The organism is Alteromonas sp. MmMcT2-5 (genome assembly GCF_022348315.1).
Classification (GTDB): domain Bacteria; phylum Pseudomonadota; class Gammaproteobacteria; order Enterobacterales; family Alteromonadaceae; genus Alteromonas; species Alteromonas macleodii.
The window spans coordinates 1-16,591 of record NZ_JAKRFB010000038.1 but is presented as its reverse complement, the minus strand read 5'-3'; the positions used below and the strand labels follow the sequence as shown (position 1 = coordinate 16,591).

The 16,591-nt window shown below is 43.8% G+C and carries 17 protein-coding genes and 1 tRNA gene; 8 read left to right on the top strand and 10 right to left on the bottom strand.

Features of this window, described 5'->3' with window-relative positions; genetic code table 11:
* Positions 1–12 precede the first annotated feature (12 nt).
* The 4 genes from MHN09_RS15165 to gloB all read right to left on the bottom strand — a co-directional run bounded on the left by MHN09_RS15165 (position 13) and on the right by gloB (position 4,191).
* Positions 13–438: a halomucin gene (locus MHN09_RS15165; protein WP_239241310.1), complete on the bottom strand. Its 426-nt coding sequence runs from the start codon at positions 436–438 to the stop codon at positions 13–15.
* Positions 439–558: 120 nt separating this feature from the next.
* Entirely contained in the window at positions 559–1,590 is a 1,032-nt protein-coding gene (locus tag MHN09_RS15160) for a hypothetical protein (protein ID WP_014976870.1), read from the bottom strand.
* Between the two features lie 80 nt (positions 1,591–1,670).
* The gene (locus tag MHN09_RS15155; RefSeq protein WP_187446265.1) at positions 1,671–3,335 is read right to left on the bottom strand and encodes a LysM peptidoglycan-binding domain-containing protein; all 1,665 of its coding nucleotides are present in this window, start codon (positions 3,333–3,335) and stop codon (positions 1,671–1,673) included.
* Positions 3,336–3,399: 64 nt separating this feature from the next.
* On the bottom strand, positions 3,400–4,191 hold the full coding sequence (gloB, locus tag MHN09_RS15150) for a hydroxyacylglutathione hydrolase (RefSeq protein ID WP_039225290.1): 792 nt from the start codon (positions 4,189–4,191) through the stop codon (positions 3,400–3,402).
* Positions 4,192–4,275: 84 nt separating this feature from the next.
* Here gloB and MHN09_RS15145 point away from each other — a divergent pair, with 84 nt between their 5' ends.
* Positions 4,276–5,133 (top strand): methyltransferase domain-containing protein, encoded by an 858-nt coding sequence (locus tag MHN09_RS15145; protein WP_239241330.1) that lies wholly within the window; start codon positions 4,276–4,278, stop codon positions 5,131–5,133.
* 187 nt (positions 5,134–5,320) lie between these two features.
* On the opposite strand, the gene MHN09_RS15140 is transcribed toward MHN09_RS15145, so the two are convergent.
* Together MHN09_RS15140 and metG are read right to left on the bottom strand one after the other, a co-directional pair.
* Complete coding sequence (locus tag MHN09_RS15140; RefSeq protein WP_039225292.1) at positions 5,321–6,160, bottom strand: mechanosensitive ion channel domain-containing protein; 840 nt, start codon at positions 6,158–6,160, stop codon at positions 5,321–5,323.
* 343 nt (positions 6,161–6,503) lie between these two features.
* Entirely contained in the window at positions 6,504–8,531 is a 2,028-nt protein-coding gene (gene metG, locus MHN09_RS15135; RefSeq protein WP_014976866.1) for a methionine--tRNA ligase, read from the bottom strand.
* Positions 8,532–8,639: 108 nt separating this feature from the next.
* Here metG and apbC point away from each other — a divergent pair, with 108 nt between their 5' ends.
* The 3 genes from apbC to MHN09_RS15120 all read left to right on the top strand — a co-directional run bounded on the left by apbC (position 8,640) and on the right by MHN09_RS15120 (position 12,125).
* Positions 8,640–9,746 carry an iron-sulfur cluster carrier protein ApbC gene (gene apbC / locus MHN09_RS15130; RefSeq protein WP_061486069.1) on the top strand — a complete coding sequence of 369 codons (1,107 nt, stop codon included), beginning with the start codon at positions 8,640–8,642 and terminating at the stop codon, positions 9,744–9,746.
* A gap of 224 nt (positions 9,747–9,970) precedes the next feature.
* Positions 9,971–10,564 carry a dCTP deaminase gene (gene dcd / locus MHN09_RS15125; RefSeq protein WP_014976864.1) on the top strand — a complete coding sequence of 198 codons (594 nt, stop codon included), beginning with the start codon at positions 9,971–9,973 and terminating at the stop codon, positions 10,562–10,564.
* Between the two features lie 124 nt (positions 10,565–10,688).
* A complete protein-coding gene (locus MHN09_RS15120; protein ID WP_239241308.1) occupies positions 10,689–12,125 on the top strand; it encodes an SLC13 family permease in 1,437 nt (478 codons plus the stop codon).
* Here the strand turns inward: MHN09_RS15120 and MHN09_RS15115 are convergent.
* Positions 12,112–13,008, bottom strand: a complete 897-nt coding sequence (locus tag MHN09_RS15115) for an AraC family transcriptional regulator (RefSeq protein ID WP_239241306.1) — start codon at positions 13,006–13,008, stop codon at positions 12,112–12,114. The genes MHN09_RS15120 and MHN09_RS15115 overlap by 14 nt on opposite strands.
* Positions 13,009–13,136: 128 nt before the next feature.
* Between MHN09_RS15115 and MHN09_RS15110 the strand changes: the two genes are divergently transcribed.
* Both MHN09_RS15110 and MHN09_RS15105 read left to right on the top strand, forming a co-directional pair.
* Positions 13,137–13,598, top strand: coding sequence for a YHS domain-containing (seleno)protein (locus MHN09_RS15110; RefSeq protein WP_101565029.1), 462 nt, complete (start codon positions 13,137–13,139; stop codon positions 13,596–13,598).
* Positions 13,599–13,709: 111 nt separating this feature from the next.
* Positions 13,710–13,786: transfer RNA gene (locus tag MHN09_RS15105), tRNA-Pro, on the top strand.
* 100 nt (positions 13,787–13,886) lie between these two features.
* On the opposite strand, the gene MHN09_RS21475 is transcribed toward MHN09_RS15105, so the two are convergent.
* The 3 genes from MHN09_RS21475 to MHN09_RS15095 form a co-directional block, all read right to left on the bottom strand.
* Complete coding sequence (locus tag MHN09_RS21475; protein ID WP_275446547.1) at positions 13,887–14,018, bottom strand: hypothetical protein; 132 nt, start codon at positions 14,016–14,018, stop codon at positions 13,887–13,889.
* 100 nt (positions 14,019–14,118) lie between these two features.
* On the bottom strand, positions 14,119–14,718 hold the full coding sequence (locus MHN09_RS15100) for a hypothetical protein (RefSeq protein WP_239241304.1): 600 nt from the start codon (positions 14,716–14,718) through the stop codon (positions 14,119–14,121).
* 194 nt (positions 14,719–14,912) lie between these two features.
* On the bottom strand, positions 14,913–15,332 hold the full coding sequence (locus MHN09_RS15095; protein WP_239241302.1) for a hypothetical protein: 420 nt from the start codon (positions 15,330–15,332) through the stop codon (positions 14,913–14,915).
* 303 nt (positions 15,333–15,635) lie between these two features.
* Between MHN09_RS15095 and MHN09_RS15090 the strand changes: the two genes are divergently transcribed.
* Positions 15,636–16,118, top strand: a complete 483-nt coding sequence (locus tag MHN09_RS15090; protein ID WP_239241300.1) for a PH domain-containing protein — start codon at positions 15,636–15,638, stop codon at positions 16,116–16,118.
* A gap of 216 nt (positions 16,119–16,334) precedes the next feature.
* The gene (locus tag MHN09_RS15085) at positions 16,335–16,523 is read left to right on the top strand and encodes a hypothetical protein (protein ID WP_239241298.1); all 189 of its coding nucleotides are present in this window, start codon (positions 16,335–16,337) and stop codon (positions 16,521–16,523) included.
* Positions 16,524–16,591: the final 68 nt, after the last annotated feature.

Genomic DNA, 16,591 nt, shown 5'->3' with positions numbered 1-16,591 from the left:
GCCTAATCAGTCTTAGCAGCTATTGTCGCCATATATCCATCGATTTACATCATCACTTAAATTTAAGTCTGTGCCCAAGTTAAACTCACCTTCTCGAACAGATACCTCGCTGCCGTAGGTTGAGTGGGTAACGGTGACGTGTAAAAAAGGATATTGCGGGGTGCTCCCTTCTTTACGACTGGCCGTGAGTTTGTAGCCGTTTTGTATTGTATACGTGTTTACGACTATATCGCTATGGATTGGCTGATGCAGTGTGGACCAGCATCGGTTTGCATTGTATTCAATGCGCTCAACTATTTTTTCAGGTTCTTGGTTGGTGGAAATAGAAGAGGTTGGCAAGATCACCATACAGCCTGAAGCAAATGCCGCTATACAAATTACTAGTATTGCGTGGTTAAATGAGCGGCTGAACATTCGGCAGCGTTTACTTTTCATCATAAGCCCTTCTAATCGTTATAATTATATTTGTAAGGACTTTATATTAGCTTATTTGTATGAACAGTGGCTGAACAGAATACTGGCTAGCGTTCACCTTGACTCTACCGCTTTGCAAATTAATTAAATTTCGGGCTTGCCAGTGGGGATTGCTGATTCTTTTTCGGTGAGATGTGACTTCCAACGCTGCTGTGCAACGTGCGCTTTCACCAGTTCTAAGCATTCGTTTACAACGTTAAGTACTTCTTTATCAAGTGCATCGGCGGTAGGGGTATAGTCGTGCATGCCGACTGAAATGAAATGGTCGATGCGCTCTGCGTCTAAGTCGCTTAACAGATTAACTAGCGATGTGGTCACGATATCGGTGACTGACTCTTCCAACGTATTTTCAATGGTTTTGCCGATAACAGGTAGGTAATGCAGGGAAGAAACTTGTGCATTACTTCTCACCGCTTTACCCACGCTCTTGCGCACGTGCTCCCGTATCACCTCGCCGTGCTCTTCGCTTTGAATTGACTGGCCTAAATGGTTGATAACGCCAGCCATCCATTGGGTAATGACAGGACGGCGGGGGGCCAGTACCTGTGCGTTGATATCGTCTAATAAAGGCGAACCTGCTGAGATGTCTTTTTGCGCATCGCTGAGCACTTTTACAACAATCCGGTCGCTTAACTCTTCAACAAATACATCGTAGTAAAACGCAAAAAAGCGAAAGACCGCGGTTTGATTTAAGTCGATGATTTCGAATTTGTGCAGGCGGTGCAAAATAGAAAATATGCGCAAGAAACGAAATAGGCGGGTAGGTCCAGTAGGGATTAGACCTATGATATCGTACCAATGCAAAAACGGAAAAAAATACCAGCGTAAGTGTTCTTTACGCACAATAGCTACAACCCACCGGAAGCAAAATTCGCTGAAGAAAATGGCGATAAACACCAAGTCGACCAACAGAAAGTTGTTGTGAACGGGATCGTAAGCACTAAGAAAAGCGGGAAAATACGTGCCCAATAGACCATAGACAAAGTCGGTGGCGTATAAGGCGTCGAAAATGAGCCATGTTAGGTTCACAAAAAGTATACCTAACATGACTAAATCTAAGATTAACCAAGGCGTTTCATGACTGTTTCGCAAATTTTCTCGGTTAATTCTTAGCATTTCCTTATCCTGTATTCTGACTTAAAGCGTAACGTAAATGCAGTTAGGCATGAACAGTATTGAACTTTAAGTATTAAAGGTTAGCTTGATGCGTTCAACCTTGTTACGTCTACATAAAGTTTTAGCTTCTGACCAGGTTGTAGATAGCGCTTAGTATTAAGTGAATTCCACTTGCCTATGTCGCTTACTCTAACATTGAACTTGCTGGCGATACGAGACAACGAATCGCCATTTCTTACTGTGTAGGTCACTTTTTTGGTAACACCGTCTTGCGCTTTACCTTCCTGCCAGATAACTAAGGTTTTGCCAGGGTGAAGCATATCGCCAGGGGCCATACCGTTCCATTTAGCTAACTGTTTAGTGCCTATATTGTACTTACGGGCAATATCCCAAAGCGTATCACCAGATTGTACGGTATGACGTACTTTTTGCTTAGACGTGTTGCCGTTCTGCAAGCTGGCTAGACGCTGTTCCTGAGATAATGTGTAGCTGTCCAGTTCTTGAAGTGCTACTGGTACCATTATCGCTTGACCCACGCGGATCATGGACGAGTCTAGCTCATTCACTTTTTTAAGAACTTTCACGGTGGTGTGATACTGCTTAGCGATTTTACCTAAGCTGTCGCCGGGCTTCACCGAGTGGCGTACCCAGTTCAATCGCTCTTTTTGATCAATTTTGGCCAGTGCTTGGGAAAAAGCGGCCGCTTTGTCTAAAGGAAGTATCAACCTATGGGGCCCTTCTGGCGATGTTGCCCAACGGTTGAACCCTGGGTTTAACCCGTGTAGTTCTTTTAAAGACATACCAGCAAGTTCGGCGGCAAACGCTAAATCGACCTGTGAGCCGATATCAACCACTTCGATAACCGCTACATTCTCAACTTCAGGCCACGCATACGCATATTCATCTTTATTTTTTAGAATATCAGCCAGCGCAAGCAATTTAGGCACGTAAGCACGTGTCTCTTTGGGTAAATTTAAGTTCCAAAAGTCGGTAGGTTTACCCGCGCGTTTGTTAGCTTTAATAGCCCTTTGAACGCGGCCTTCGCCACTATTATAGGCGGCAAGTGCGTGCAGCCAATTACCATCGAACATTTCGTTTAGATAGGTTAGATAGTCAAGTGCACCTTGAGTAGACGCAACAACATCTCGACGTCCGTCATACCACCAATTCTGTTGCATACCAAAGCGCTTGCCTGTGCCAGGAATAAACTGCCACATACCAGCCGCTCGGCCATGGGAATAAGCAAAGGGATCAAAAGCACTTTCTACTATTGGTAAAAGCACAAGCTCCATCGGCATGTGGCGCTTTTCAATTTCTTCGGTAATGTAATAAAGAAAAGGCTTGGCGCGTTTTACAACGCGAGCCATATACTCTGGGTGCTTCAGGTACCATTTACGCTGTGCGCTAATGCGTTTGTCGTCAGGGATAGGTAAGGCGAAATTCGCACTTGCACGTTCCCATACGTCAGTAACGACCGCCTGCGTATGCATATCCGGTGTATCGGTAAGCTCAGCGCCTTCTTCTAGCGTATCATCATTGGGGTGAACAACATCAATAACGCCGTCTCTTGCAATTTCACAATCAGAAATGGCTTCTTCGTTGTTATGAATTTCACTGCACGCTTCTAGTGAAGCGGTTTCGTTACTTTCTAATTGTGCATTGTCGTTATTATTATCGGTTAACTGACAACCCGTTAAACCTAGCGCCAATATCAGTGGCGACAGTGGGAAAAACTTCAACTGCATATATGAAGAAACCTCGTGGAGCACTGCAAACCGACTATGTTACGATAATCGGCTTACTTTTGCATCAAAACTCATCTTTCCAGCGGCGAACTGCAGCAAATACCGCTACATCGTCAGCCAGGTTATTTTCGCAATAGGCTTCGGCAGCAGTTTTCACAGAAAGTTCATGAGCCCGTAAAAATGGGTTTATGTTTTTTTGCTCTTTGAGATTACTTGGTAGTGTAGGCTGACCTTGAGCGCGTTTTTCTGCCACCCACTGTGCGTAGTCACACAGCGCTTTATTGTCTGGCTCTACGGCTAAAGCAAACTGGACGTTAGCCTGAGTATACTCATGTGTACAGAACACTTTCGTGGTGTCGGGCAGTCGCTTTAACTTATTCAGTGAATGATGCATTTGCTCTGGCGAACCTTCAAACAATCGTCCGCAACCTGCTGAAAATAACGTGTCGCCGCAAAACAATGCGCCATGCCCGAAGAAAGCAATGTGATCAAGGGTATGACCTGGCACTTCCATTACTTGCAGCGCCATTTTAAAAACAGGTAGCGAGACAGTATCGCCTTGAGAAACAGATTTAGTTATTCCTCTTATGTGATTGCCTCTTGGGCCAATAACTGGCAAATCTGGTACTGCAGATACTAATTTAGCAATACCACCTGTGTGGTCTCTGTGGTGATGAGTGATGAGAACTGCGCTCAGCGTTAAGCCTTTGGCTTTAATAAAGGCCAACACTGGCTCAGCATCACCTGGGTCGACAACAATAGCGCTACTCTCGTTATAAATACACCAAATGTAATTGTCGGTAAAAGCGGGAATAGGATGAATGGCTACGCCTGAAGGAAGTGTTTCTGCCGTCATAAGAGTACCTGCTTGTGTAGGTAGAATTATGCGTTACTATAGGGACTTGTGAAGAGCAGAGCAACCTAAGAGCGCGCAGTGTTAATGAGATCGGCGTTTAAAGCCAAACCGCCACGCTACCCTACAAATTGGAATGATTTCCCCGCCGGAGAGCACATTCGACATGCGGTCAATGCAGTTTGTAGCGATTATGCTGAGCGAATTTTTGGGTATCACTTTGCCAAACTAGGCTCGCTAAGTGCCGATTTAAATCTCGATACCAGCCCAATTCGACACCACATCAATCACGTTCCGTTTAATGACCTAGCTAGCGAGCAGCCACACCACAATGAAGCGAAAGAGGGCTTTCCCAATCACAATGCATCGGGTATATCGTTAGGCGGTGATAAACGCGAACCGAAAATAAGTAGAGAAAACACGGTAGTGGGGCAGTCGCACTGCTTACCCTTCGCCGAAAACAGCATTGATGGCTTTCTACTTGCTAATGAATTAGATTTTGCGCAAGACCCTCACGAAATATTAAGAGAAGTAGACCGCGTTATTACACAAAACGGTTATGTGATCATAAGTGGCTTTAACCCCTTAAGCCTCGCCGGCATTGCCAAATTTCTACCTGTTAAGCGCGGAAATATCCTACACGATGCACGCTTTTTTACGTCCTATCGCATTAAAGATTGGCTTCAGCTGCTGGGATTTGAAATTGTTGAACAACGTCAAGTGATGTTTTCAACGCTCTTTTTTCAACAAAAATGGAAAGGGGCGGTTAAGCTTCAAGACTATTTAGCATCTTATTTGCCATGGTGCAGTGCGGTGTACGTAATACTCGCGAAAAAGCGGGTTATACCCATGACCGCAATAAAACCCAAACGCAATTTGAAGCCGCGTTTTTCGGCGGTGGGCGCCACTGTAAGGACCTCTACGATGAATCGCACGCTGCGCTAGTATTGTTAATGAGTATGCCATGTGCAAAGAGAGCACGCCAAGCTCTTAACTTGAAAGCAGCGACAGACGCTAACCATCTTCTATATTTACCAAGATGTTGTAACTAAAACGGATGGCTTTCGCGTTTTTAAGCAAGTTTGAAAGGGGAATAGGAGATAGCATAGACTGCTATCTCCTAACTGAGACGTTAGTCGTTACTCGTTTTATAGAGGTGCACATCTCGCTGTGGATATGGGATGCTAATGCCTTCTTCATCAAAAGCTTTTTTAACTTTTTCCTGCATATCCCAATAGTAAGGCCACAAGTCATCTGTGGCGACCCACGGTCTAAACATCAAATCGACTGAGTTATCGCCTAATCCGCCTACACAAATTCTTGGTGCAGGGTCGGTTAACGAGCGCTCATCTTCTTCAAACAGACGCTGCAACACCTTCTTGGCTTTATCGATATCGTCATCGTAACCTATACCAAATGTCATGTCGCAACGGCGTTTATCATATACGCTAACGTTAATTAACGTAGCATTAGACAGGCTGCCATTGGGAATAACAATGCGCTTATTGTCAAAAGTGTTAAGTACAGTATAGAGAATTTGTATCTCTGACACTGAGCCTAAATGACCCTCTGCTTCAATGGTGTCACCCACTTTAAAGGGTTTAAAAATCAGTATTAGTACACCGCCAGCAAAGTTCGCCAGGCTGCCTTGAAGTGCCAGACCAATGGCCAAACCTGCAGCACCCACGACGGCAATAAATGAGGTGGTTTCAATACCTATCATTGAGGCAACTGAAATCAACAGCATTACTTTTAGCACCGCACTAATAAGTCCGCACAGAAACTTATTTAACGTGGGGTCCTTTTTACCTAGCCGATGATCTAATAGGTTTACAAAACGATTCACTAACCAGAGACCCACCACCAAAGTAAGAATAGCCAATAATAATTTGGGGGTGTAAGTCATCACCAGTGAAATAGCTTTTTCGGTTAATTCCGATAAATCGATATTAGTCCCGAAGAAATCTTCCATAAATACCTCTTTTATTAATTAACCACGTTGATTACGTTAAAAAAAGAGGGTTAGATCGCCTTGATTCAAACCGAACGGAACTGCGCTGTTTTTTGACAAGAATTTTCTAGCCGATTTGCCTTATGCAGATAAGGTTAGTGAGTGGGTAAGTAATTAGTGAGTGAGGAGTGTAGGATGATAAGGCTTATTAGCATACCAAGTTACGTGCTTGCACCTTGATTCTGGTTATATGATTTTTGCTTTATAAATCTAAGCGCTGCTTTGACCGCCCAATAAAAAAGGTGACATCCCGTCGCGTTATAGCGCTGAATGTCACCTTACTTTTAAGGGGGCGCTTTACAGCTTACTTAACACGCATACCCGGCTTTGCACCTTCGTGCGGCTCAAGAATGTATAGCTCGTCGCCACCAGGGCCCGCTGCTAATACCATGCCTTCACTCATGCCAAAACGCATTTTACGAGGAGCGAGATTCGCCACCATTACCGTGTGCTTACCAATTAGGGCTTCAGGCGAGTAGGCCGACTTAATACCTGCAAAAACTTGCTTGGTTTCGCCGCCTAAATCTAGCTCTAAGCGCAGAAGCTTATCGGCTTTTTCTACGTGTTCAGCTTTAGCGATACGCGCAATACGTAAATCTACCTTGGCGAACTCATCAAACGAGATAGTGTCGCTAATAGGGTCTTTAGCAAGCGGGCTGTCTGGGTCGATTGCCGGTGCTGCTGGCGCTAGGCTTTCTTTTGAATCTTCAACCATGGCGTCGATTTTCTCCATTTCTACACGCTGCATCATCGGCTTGAATTTGTTGATGGCGTGGCCTTTCAATAGGGTTTGCAGTGAATTCCAGTCGAACTTATCGTTTAAGAATTCTTCTGCTTTTTCTGCAAGTACAGGAAGCACAGGCTTCAAGTAAATCACCAACAGACGGAACATGTTAATACCTAGCGAGCATACATCGTGTGTGAACTGCTGCTTAGTCTCGTCTTTAATGGTTACCCAAGGTGCATTGTTATCAATGAACTGGTTTGCTTTGTCAGCAAGGGCCATGATTTCGCGCACGGCTTGGTGGTACTTACGCTTCTCGAAAAGTGCAGCAATGCTCTCTGACGCGTTTTGGAACTCTGCAATAAGCTCTGGCTCAATCACATTGTCAGACAGCTTTCCGTCGAAACGCTTGGTGATAAAGCTTGCACAGCGGCTTGCAATGTTAACCACTTTACCTACCAGGTCTGAATTCACTTTTTGTGCGAAGTCAGTAAAGTTAAGGTCGATGTCGGTAACACCGTCGCCTAACTTAGACGCAAAGTAGTAACGCAGATATTCTGGGTTCAGATGGTCAAGGTAAGTACGGCCTTTAATAAACGTACCGCGCGACTTTGACATTTTCGCGCCGTTCACCGTTACGAAACCGTGAATATTTACGCCAGTAGGCTTACGGTATCCCGCACCTTCTAGCATCGCAGGCCAGAACAGGCAGTGGAAGTAGGTAATATCTTTACCAATAAAGTGATAAAGCTCAGCCTCTGAGTCTGCTTTCCAGAAGTCATCGAACTCCAAGTTATTTTGATCGCAGAAGTTTTTGAAACTAGCCATGTAGCCAACAGGTGCATCTACCCACACGTAGAAGAACTTGTTCGGCGCACCTGGAATTTCAAAGCCGAAGTAAGGCGCATCACGGCTAATGTCCCACTGTTGAAGACCTTCAGTGAACCACTCCTGTAGTTTGTTCGCCATTTCTTCCTGCAGGGCACCTGAGCGGATCCACTCTTTTAACATGCCTTCAAATTTTGGCAGGTCAAAGAAGAAGTGCTCAGACTCACGCAGTACTGGTGTAGCACCCGATACAACGCTGCGCGGGTTCTTTACTTCTGTTGGGCTATACGTTGCGCCACATACGTCACAGCTGTCGCCGTTTTGATCTTCTGCGCCACAGCTAGGGCAGGTACCCTTAACGAAACGATCCGGCAAGAACATTTCTTTTTCAGGGTCGAACAGTTGATTAATAGTGCGTTTACTGATGTAGCCCGCATTATCTAAACGGGTGTAAATTTCTTCACACAGCGCCTTGTTTTCTGGCGAATGGGTTACATAGTAGTTGTCGTAATCAACGTGAAAATCAACAAGGTCTTGGTGATGTTCAGCACGCGTTCTTGCCACCATTTCTTCTGGTGTAATGCCAAGCTCTTGGGCTTTAAGCATAACCGGCGTACCGTGTGCATCGTCGGCGCAAACACTGTAACATTCGTTTCCGCGAAGGCGCTGAAAACGAGTCCAGATGTCGGTTTGAATGTGTTCTAGCAAATGACCTAAGTGAATAGAGCCATTTGCGTATGGCAACGCACTGGTTACCAGAATTCGGCGTTTTTCTGACATAATGACGTTATTGATTCTTTGCGTTTCAAAATGGCTGCAAATACTAGCGGAAAACCGCGTTTTTTGCATTACGTAATTCACACAATTCTACTACTAGTAAGGCATTTTATGTTCTTTTCTCGCAAAGCAGAGCCGGCAACTCAAAAAGTTGCTGTAATTTTGGCCAAGTATTTTTCGTTAGATGTTGAAGATACCTTGCCATGGTGTGCTTTTAGCCAGCCAGAAAATGAAGATGCCGGTGTAACAGTTACCTTGCCGTTCTGTATTGCTACACAGCTAGACCCGCTTAAACAAGAAGTGCTTAACCAACTTAAAGGGAAGCTTGACGATGACCAGCTTACGTTTAAACATAACGTAGCAAGTGGAGAAACAGAAGTAGCGCCGGTCACCAACATTAAAAACATCATAGCAGTGGCTTCAGGCAAGGGGGGCGTAGGTAAATCGACAACCAGCATTAATTTAGCGTTTGCACTTATGCAGGAAGGCGCGAAAGTTGGGATTTTAGATGCCGATATTTATGGGCCATCAATTCCCATTATGTTAGGTAATCCCGATGCACATCCTGAAAGCGAAGATAATAAGCACATGCAGCCCCTTATGTCACATGGAATAGTGGCGAACTCCATTGGTTACCTAGTGCCTCAAGAAGACGCCGCCGTATGGCGTGGGCCGATGGCAAGCAGGGCGTTAAAACAATTATTAGATGAAACCTTGTGGCCCGTGCTGGACTACTTAATTGTAGATATGCCACCGGGTACCGGCGATATCCAACTGACAATGGCGCAACAAGTTCCACTAACCGCTTCTGTTGTAGTTACAACGCCACAGGACTTAGCGCTAGCCGACGCCCAAAAAGGCATAAGCATGTTTGAAAAAGTGAACGTACCTGTATTAGGGCTTATTGAAAACATGAGCTATTACCAATGCAGAGCCTGTGGCACTAAAGATTATGTATTTGCAAAAGACGGGGGCGAGGCGCTTGCCGAACGCCACGGACTGCCGCTTTTGGGACAGCTACCGCTTGATATTCATATTCGCGAGCATGGCGATGCCGGCACGCCTTTGTTAATTACCTCGCCCGAAAGTGCATTGAGTGAAAGTTATCGCGAGGCTGCTCGCGCTCTGTCTATGCAACTGGCCCTTACTGTTGCGCCACGCAAAGGGGCAGTAAAACACATTAAGGGCAACCCTATTGGCATTGTTGGTAAAGAGTAACTAGCTTGAAATACCTAGGTAACAAATATCAGGAATGCCCGACGGATAGGTAAATTCAGACAGGTGTAGTAAAGGTGAATTATAGCCAGGTTCGATTGCTTAAATTTAAAATTTGATAAAACTATACGAAAATTGCGCAAAAGCAGATAAAACAAGCCTTTGAGCAGTTGAATGCATGCGGCGACATACGCATAATAGCGGCCTAACGAAATGAGGAATACACCATGCGCTTGTGCGACCGCGATATCTACCAACATCTGCAAGATGGAAAAATTAAAATTGACCCTACACCCAGCTACGATCAAATAAGTGGTGTAACGGTAGATATCCGCCTAGGTAATAAATTTCGCGTGTTTGAAGATCACCAAGCGCCGTTTATCGATTTAAGTGGGCCGAAAGCACAGGTTCAAGAAGCGCTCGACCATGTTATGAGCGATGAAATTGAACTAGAAGAGGGTAAAGCCTTCTTTCTACACCCTGGGGAGCTAGCGCTTGCCATTACCCACGAGTCAGTAACCTTGCCTGACAACATCGTAGGTTGGTTAGACGGGCGTTCTTCGCTTGCGCGTTTGGGCTTAATGGTTCACGTGACCGCGCATCGAATAGATCCAGGCTGGTCGGGCAACATCGTTCTTGAGTTTTACAACAGTGGTAAGTTACCGCTGGCGCTTCGCCCTAAAATGAAAATAGGGGCACTTAGCTTTGAGGTGCTATCGGCGCCCGCTGAAAAACCGTACAACGCACGAGTGGACGCTAAATACAAAGGCCAAGCAGGTGCAGTTGCAAGCCGAATCTCGTCAGACGACGAGAGTAAATAAAAGAAACCGTCTTAAAAACACGTTTTTTTCGCAAAAGCGTAGTGCGTTTCCCGCTAATTACTGATAGAAAATATAAGAGCAATAACTAGCACTTATAATAAAGCTATTAGTAACGGGAAGCGCAATGAACACAAACTCTGAACCTTCTTCAGAAACTCTACAACGAAAGCCAACACGTAAAAACAGTATAATTCTATTTGCCTTTATCGCTTCAGTACTATGTGGCTTGGGATTGTGGGCTATTGCTCAGCCCAGCGAGATCATTTTTACCGCAGCAATTACGCTATTTGTCGCTGTGCTCTGGGTGACTGAAGCGCTCCCCATTCCCGCTACCTCACTTTTACCCTTCGCGCTATTTCCGCTATTTGGTGTGTTGTCTCACAGCGAAGCTGCCTCTGCTCTCGGAAGCCACGTTATCATTCTATTAATGGCTGCTTTCATGCTTTCAAAAGGGTTGGAGCGTGCTAACTTACACAAGCGTTTCGCCATTTACATGTTGCGTATAACGGGCAGCGGCAGCCCGCTCAAGCTGGTACTGGGCTTCATGTTAACAACCGCAGTACTCAGTATGTGGATTAGTAATACGGCAACAATCCTAATGATGTTGCCAATGGCTATCGCTATTATCAACGCAGTAGACAATCCGCGATTTGGCGTGGCGCTTATACTTGGTATCGCTTATTCGGCAAGCTTAGGTGGGGTAGGGACACCGATTGGGACGCCACCTAATATTATCTTTATGAGCGTGTATGAAGAAACCCAAGGTATTGAATACAGCTTTATCGACTGGATGAAAACAGGCGTACCAATCGTAATACTAGGCGTACCTATTATGGCCTTATGGTTAGCGCGCGGTATTAAACAAGTGGGGAACATCGATTTACCTGTCCCAGGCACATGGACAAAAGCCGAGAAGCGTGTTCTTGCTATTTTTGGCACTGTCGCTTTAGCTTGGATTTTCAGACCTTTTTGGACTGCTTGGATAGGCATAAGCACAATAAGTGACAGTACTATTGCCGTAGCGGGTGTTGCGGCTATGTTCTTTACAAACAGCGGAAACGATAATGGTGAAGTAGACGAAAAAGGAAACAACGACAAACTGCTTGATTGGAAAACCGCAAACGATATTCCGTGGGGCATGTTGTTATTGTTTGCTGGCGGTATTTGTATTGCCAAAGCATTTATGTCATCGGGCTTAAGTGTTCTTATGGGAACATGGCTAACGGGACTTTCTACGCTTCCTGTTCTTCTCTTGGTACTTGGAATTTGCTTGTTCGTTACCTTCTTGACGGAAATTACCTCCAACACAGCAACATCTACACTATTAATGCCAATTCTAGCGGCCGCGGGGATGGCTGTGGGCGTAGATCCTAAGTTGTTGATGATCCCCGCGGCAATTAGCGCAAGTTGCGCTTTTATGCTGCCAGTAGCTACAGCGCCTAACGCCATTGCATACTCAACGGAAAAGTTCGACATAAAAACTATGGCCAGAGAGGGTGTGGTGCTAAACGTGTTAGTTGCACTGGTAGTCACTGGGGTGTGTTACGTTACGCTGGCCTAGCTTGAACGCGCTTTTGTGAAGGAGATACGCCAATCTCTCTTTTAAAAGCCTTTGAAAAAGAAGCTTCCGTTTCGTAACCATATTGGTTTGCAATGGTAATTAACGGCTTGTTGCTTTGGATTATTTCTGTGCAGGCACAACGCAGGCGCCATTGCGTTAGGTATTTAATTGGAGTTACGCCTGCACAGGCTTTGAACTTTGCTGCGTAGTTAGATTTAGACATATTCGCAATACTCGCCAGCATCTCTACGTTCCAATGTTGTTCAGGCGCGTTATGCAGCGCTTGAAGGCTATTTGCTATGGCCGGATGCAGTAGAGCCCCTAAGGTTGATGAGTACTTGCTCATTAAATGCTTCACAATCAAAAGGAATACAACCTCAGCGATTTTGTTTAGCAGAACCGACGAAGTGAAGGTTGAGTCCGACACTTCTAACGACGCGCTGATAAGTAACTGCAGACTTTCATGTAGCACTCTACTTTCTTTTGATGCTTTTTTAATTATCCAAAATTCTGGCAGTTCTTTTGTTATTACTCTCATTAAAGGGTGCTGATACTCGAAGTAACCGCAAAGTAGCACCGGGCCTTCAGCTCCTAGTTTCTCGCTAACAGGAATAGAACTTGCGCTAACATTTTTGTGAGTGTGAGTTTTTGTAGGGCTTAAAAGGTGTGGGCTATCAACAGGCAGTAAAACCATGTCGCCTTTTTCTAACAGAACTGGGCCGTCGTCGTTACGGTGTAAGTAGCATTGACCGTGAGTTACGGCGTGAAAATTAATAAAGCCGGTGCCAGAAGTGTCAATTTGCCAGTTACCGCAATATTGTCCGTTGTGAAATACATTGGTGGTTATTTGAAGTTTGTCAAAAAGGCTTTCTAAATTTTTCATGGTGTTTTGGACAAGTATTTAAGCGTTTGGAGCATGTTTGTATAAGACCGAAGTACGTACCATATTCTTCGAACTTATACAGAGATAGTGTGAAAACACTCGAAACACCAATGTGGAGAAGAAATAGCATGAGAGTATTCTTAAAAGGTAGTTTATTTGCAGTTTCACTAATTGCTAGTGGCGCGGTATTCGCTGGCGTTGATACTGAGACCGACGAAAACGGAATTATTTTAGCCGGGCACGACGCTGTAGCTTATTTTACTGAAGGTAAGCCAGTGCTGGGTAAAGCGACTATAACGGCTGTCCACAACGACGCTATTTACCGATTTTCATCGCAGAAAAATAGAGACATGTTTGTAAGCAACCCAGACAAATACGCACCAGCGTACGGCGGCTTTTGTGCCTACGGCGCAACGTTTGGTAAGAAATTCGAAATAAACGGCAAAGCGTTTGAAATTGTTGATGGCGTACTTTATGTGAATAAAGACGAAAGTGTATACAAAGCATGGGCTAAGAACATTCCTACTCATATAAATGAGGCGAATGAAGAATGGCCAGAAATCAAAGATGTAAGTGCAGACGACTTGTAATAAGCTTCGTTTTAGTTGGGTTTTGATTACCAAATAATCGTTTAGGCGGTTATTTGGTTTTTTTACATTGCAAAGTCGTTGAAATTGAGTAGACTTGTCGGCTCTTTCGGTCGGTGTGTAGCGCAGCCTGGTAGCGCACTGTCATGGGGTGTCAGGGGTCGGAGGTTCAAATCCTCTCACACCGACCAACTTCTCCTTTAAATTCAGCCCCTTGCACGCAGTTGTCTTTTAATTTCTCTCAGATGATATTAGACACTTAATCTTAATAGCCACTTAGTAGCCATGTAACTACGTTTCATCCTTTGGTAGAGCAACACAACGCATATTCAAAATACCTGCATTGCGGTTATCATCGGCATTCTCAATTATTTCAATTGCGTCATTACATTGCTCTAGACTCCCGTATATATTGGGTGTCATAACAGCAACTCTGTCAGAGCCTGCATGAGCATGTAACACCATAACTATTGTATATACCAGTTTCATTCAATCTATCTCTATACGGTTGCATTATTGCTTACTATGTTTCATATCTAACAGGATGCTCCCCCCCGTCATATATCGTTTGAATCACCAATTGAATAGCCTCGTTAGTATAAGTTACACGAGTTGATTTTCGTTCGTCGTTAACGAAACTCCCAGAAACATTTTCGACGATGCCCTTTATCCATGGTAATCCCTCAATGAGACCTACTTTTTTTTCGATGTCTTCATACCCAGAATAACCAAAATTTCCTTGTTCTCTGATTGTGTTTAGAGCCTTTACTGGTGCATAGAACAAACATAACCCAGAAGAAAATGTTTCTACATAAATCCATTGTTCATGAATTTTCAATTGAAGTTGCTCATCAATACCATCTACTTGAATCAGCATCTCAGGAGACTTGGCTAGCGAGTTATCACCGTGGTGAAACCATAACTGTGAATTTAGTGGGGTGGCTCTTAATGAAGTAACTTCTGCAATCTGAATGTTGTCGTTGGTTTTATCTAAAGTGTTAGCTAGCTGAATTGCTGGTGGTTGTTTAGAGTTGTCAAACTCTTTGCAGATACTCCTTACTTTGTCATTTGCGAATCTTACTTTTAAATGAACATCGAAAAAGACGTTGTTCTTCTTAAACATTGCTCACATGCCTCCTTGTACCCGTGTGTTTAATCGTTGCTCTCTGACCTATTATATTTTTCTTTTTTGGCTACAAAGTGGCTATCAATAATGTCAGGTTGGTTGGTAATTGCTTTGTAAACATGTGTTTAGTGATTTAAAAAGCTGTCTTAATAGGAAAGGGGGCTTTAGTTCGCCCCCTTTTCAGTAGATAATTAATAGCAGTTGCCAAAGGCATCGCATGTTGTTGACTTAGACTTAATTCCGTCACTAGAGTTGTGGATTGTCGTGCCATTCCCAAAAGTCGTGCTGTTCCAAGATTTTCCTGAACTACTACTACCGTTTGTAATAGACATATCCCCCATACGCGTAGTGCTTTGATTCCACGTAGTACCTGTGCTGCTAGTGCCATTGGAAAAACTTGAATTGCCTAATCGAGTAGTGTTCTGACTCCAAGTTGTGCCAGTATTTGCGTTGCTGCCATTAGTTATTGATGATGTACCAAAATCATAAGTTGTATAGGAGTTTCCGCTCTCAGAATCATAGCAACTAGTTATTGAACCTGTTTTTGTGCAATTAGCGCTGGCTAATGTGGATATTGAGGTAATCGCTAGAATTAAGAATACTTTCTTCATGGTGAAGTCCTTGTCAAGATTAAGTGTGAGTCTTCACTCAAAGTTACTCTTTATTCCTCTTTGATTCAAATTATTATGGCCTCCTGCCACGCATCTTTAGTTAGATACTAATCTCAAGCTGCAGGATGACGGGGTTACAATAGGTAGGGGGCACTCTCCGTCTAATCCCCCAGTACGCAAGTCGTTTTAACGTCCACCGCACCTGTGGAAGTAATCCCTCGGGTTACTTTTCGTCTGCCATAGTATTTAGGTTAATATTATTTATCCACTGTACTTTATTACTGTTAATTAAAGGATGAGTCCTTGAAAGTTCAAAATTCTCCGTTTGTTGATTACCTTCGTACAGCTAAGTTAAATAGGTGTGTTGAAGCTGTTTTTGAGGTTTTAGCGAGATTACTCGGGATAATATTGGTTTATGTATTCTTAAACACCGTTTTGATTTTTTTTGGCTTATTGGATAGCCAAAATGATTTGATGGTAAGCCTCTTAATTTTACCCGTTTTATACATTTTAAAAGATAGTTATAAAATTATTGAGCCATACACCGTAAGTGTCGAGTTGTATAAGACTGAAATTTCCGTTACCAGAGGTTTGCTCACTAAGGTTACTGATACTTTAGAATTTCCAACTGTAGACAATATTGAAGTAACGAAAACGATCTTCGGCAGAATTTATAACCATGCTTCGATTAGACTAATAGCACCGGGTGGGTGGGTAGAAATACCTCACTTATATGATTTCGAAAAGTTTGTCGATCATGTTCATCGCGCTAAAGAAAAAGATTAAGTTATTTACGTTTAACTCTCGCTTTTTCTTTAATGGGTAAGCATATTTTGGCAGGTGGCATGGTAGGTTTTGTTAAAAAGCAATTGCAGTAAACTCTGAAACTAGAGTTTATGTAGCCTGTTAAAATCTGAATTTGGTGCATTTACTAGGATAGGGTTCATATCTCAATAGCCTTGTCCTGATAATGAATTAAGTACAAAAACAAAGGATGGGATTATGAATTTTCTTGAATGGGTTGGCTTACTCGCCATTGTCTTATTTTTTATTAAATGGGCACTTAATATTGCTAAAACACTCAGTCCCGCCAAGTACTCGAAAGATCCTGCCTACGACCAAAGAGAATTAGAGTTTGAACGCATGTCAGCGGCTTTTGAAACCGACATTCCGCATCAAATTCAGGAATAAATCTCTTGGTATAATGTGCCAAGTACATCAATGATCACCTGCTGGCGCTCCTGTTTGTCTGTGATTAC

Excerpts from the sequence above, each read along its gene's own strand:
- MHN09_RS15145 (WP_239241330.1), top strand. The coding sequence starts at position 4,276 with ATGAGATCGGCGTTTAAAGCCAAACCGCCACGCTACCCTACAAATTGG.
- apbC (WP_061486069.1), top strand. The coding sequence starts at position 8,640 with ATGTTCTTTTCTCGCAAAGCAGAGCCGGCAACTCAAAAAGTTGCTGTA.
- MHN09_RS15160 (WP_014976870.1), bottom strand. The coding sequence starts at position 1,590 with ATGCTAAGAATTAACCGAGAAAATTTGCGAAACAGTCATGAAACGCCT.
- metG (WP_014976866.1), bottom strand. The coding sequence starts at position 8,531 with ATGTCAGAAAAACGCCGAATTCTGGTAACCAGTGCGTTGCCATACGCA.
- MHN09_RS15095 (WP_239241302.1), bottom strand. The coding sequence starts at position 15,332 with ATGAAGAAAGTATTCTTAATTCTAGCGATTACCTCAATATCCACATTA.
- MHN09_RS15155 (WP_187446265.1), bottom strand. The coding sequence starts at position 3,335 with ATGCAGTTGAAGTTTTTCCCACTGTCGCCACTGATATTGGCGCTAGGT.
- MHN09_RS21475 (WP_275446547.1), bottom strand. The coding sequence starts at position 14,018 with ATGACACCCAATATATACGGGAGTCTAGAGCAATGTAATGACGCAATT.
- MHN09_RS15120 (WP_239241308.1), top strand. The coding sequence starts at position 10,689 with ATGAACACAAACTCTGAACCTTCTTCAGAAACTCTACAACGAAAGCCA.
- MHN09_RS15085 (WP_239241298.1), top strand. The coding sequence starts at position 16,335 with ATGAATTTTCTTGAATGGGTTGGCTTACTCGCCATTGTCTTATTTTTT.
- MHN09_RS15115 (WP_239241306.1), bottom strand. The coding sequence starts at position 13,008 with ATGAAAAATTTAGAAAGCCTTTTTGACAAACTTCAAATAACCACCAAT.
- gloB (WP_039225290.1), bottom strand. The coding sequence starts at position 4,191 with ATGACGGCAGAAACACTTCCTTCAGGCGTAGCCATTCATCCTATTCCC.
- MHN09_RS15165 (WP_239241310.1), bottom strand. The coding sequence starts at position 438 with ATGATGAAAAGTAAACGCTGCCGAATGTTCAGCCGCTCATTTAACCAC.
- MHN09_RS15100 (WP_239241304.1), bottom strand. The coding sequence starts at position 14,718 with ATGTTTAAGAAGAACAACGTCTTTTTCGATGTTCATTTAAAAGTAAGA.
- MHN09_RS15110 (WP_101565029.1), top strand. The coding sequence starts at position 13,137 with ATGAGAGTATTCTTAAAAGGTAGTTTATTTGCAGTTTCACTAATTGCT.
- dcd (WP_014976864.1), top strand. The coding sequence starts at position 9,971 with ATGCGCTTGTGCGACCGCGATATCTACCAACATCTGCAAGATGGAAAA.
- MHN09_RS15140 (WP_039225292.1), bottom strand. The coding sequence starts at position 6,160 with ATGGAAGATTTCTTCGGGACTAATATCGATTTATCGGAATTAACCGAA.